Genomic DNA, 1,604 nt, shown 5'->3' with positions numbered 1-1,604 from the left:
GTCCCTGATAGGTTACCTCAATGGTTCCTTCGGTATTGCGCGGCAACCAGACACCCACAAAACCATTCTGGTAGCTCGTCACGTTCTTATGCACAATGACAGCGCCCTGCTTGTCAGTAATTTTGACGTTGAATGCCGTGTTGGCCAGTTCCCCCTGGCAGCCCGACAAGCTGTGATTAAAGCAGGGGTGCGTTTGCTGGACATAGGGCGCAAACGACAAATAAAACTTGTCGCCCAGCGGATAAACATACTTCTGCTCCCCTTGGGTCAGCATCAATTGGGTCGCATTGATCGATGCAGAATAGGGCAGCGGTCGCACTTGTGCTGATTGGTCAATGGTGTTGACCATCTGTTCAACCGTTTTGCCCGCTAGCCCCTGCTGTGCCAAAAATGATGTAGCATCGGCCTGCACGGCACCGCTCAAGGACAACGTCAGCAATATCGCCATGGTACGCGTATTCATCGTAAGACTCCGTCAGTTGACATTATTAATACCGATGCTAAACCATACCCCTGCTTAAAGACCAGACTATCTGTACGCTTATGTGCGTTACAACTGACGCAAACGCTGGATAAATGGCCCGGACTCCTCAATCACCGCCTGAGCTGACGGTCGGCACAGACACTCGAGCGAGATGGCACCTTGATAATCAAACTGCCGCAACTGACGGTAGATAGCATCAAACGGCAAGTGCCCATAGCCAGGAAAAGCGCGATTAGAATCAGCAAAATGCACATGTCGCAAGCGCGGCCCCATCAATGCAATGGCCTGCGCAAAGTCACGGTCTTCGATATTGCCATGAAACACATCCCACAAAATGCCAACCTGCGGCGGTGAGCCAATAAGATCGAGAAACTGCACCATATCTTCTGCACTGTTCAGATGCTCAGCCTCATAGCGATTCAGTGCTTCAACGATCAGGGTCACGCCGCGTGCGTGCGCATAGTCCAGGCAAGGAGCGAGCCCCTGCGCCAAAAGCTGGCAATAACGTGTTGCGTTCAATGGCGTATCCGCCACACGCAACGAGCCAATCGTGACATAAGATCCCAGCACCGCTGCCGCATCGATATGCTCAAAAAGGCGCTGACGCGTGCGGCGCAAGATTTCCGAGTCTTGTGACAGCAGCGATAGCCCTTCTCGCTTACGCGCCTGCCCGCTGGCAATGGTGGTGCAGCCCAATCCGTGCGAGGCTAACGCATCGGCTATCCGTGCAATATCGATCCCCTGATAATCCGATATGCACAGCTCCGCCGCATCAAATCCACTCGCTTTCAGCCACGCCAAGCCTTTGTTGAGATCGGCCGCGCTGAACGGGGAAAAGGGCGCGTCGTACTGGCAGGTCAGTGTTGCACTAAAGGTAATCATTATCGTGTTCCGTACCTTGGCTATCCCGGTGAAACCGTGTTCCCCGGCGCATGACCGGGGCGTTCATGACGTGATCGAAGGGCGTTATTTCGTGGCACGTTTCAGGATGCGATCGGCGCTTTTCGCAAAGGAAGATGCCGCGTCTTTGACGGACAGGTTCCCCTGATCAATTTTCTGGATAGTTTCATGGTACAGCGCCACAAACTGCGGGTTATCAAAATGGGGGGACGTCGGGATG

General features: G+C 53.7%; 2 protein-coding genes. Both read right to left on the bottom strand.

Annotated features, from left to right (window positions below):
* Window positions 1-463, bottom strand: a 463-nt coding sequence (cueP, locus tag J5224_RS27150) for a copper-binding periplasmic metallochaperone CueP (protein WP_264628255.1), incomplete at its 3' end; no start/stop codon positions are given.
* An 87-nt stretch (window positions 464-550) separates the two neighbouring features.
* Window positions 551-1,366, bottom strand: a complete 816-nt coding sequence (locus tag J5224_RS27145; RefSeq protein WP_264628254.1) for a sugar phosphate isomerase/epimerase family protein — start codon at window positions 1,364-1,366, stop codon at window positions 551-553.
* Between the last annotated feature and the right edge of the window lie 238 nt (window positions 1,367-1,604).

This window comes from Candidatus Symbiopectobacterium sp. NZEC135 (assembly GCF_025962695.1).
This window is presented reverse-complemented; position numbering and strand designations above follow the sequence as displayed.

Bases quoted from the DNA above. Each gene is read 5' to 3' on its own strand.
- J5224_RS27145 (WP_264628254.1), bottom strand. From the start codon at position 1,366: ATGATTACCTTTAGTGCAACACTGACCTGCCAGTACGACGCGCCCTTT.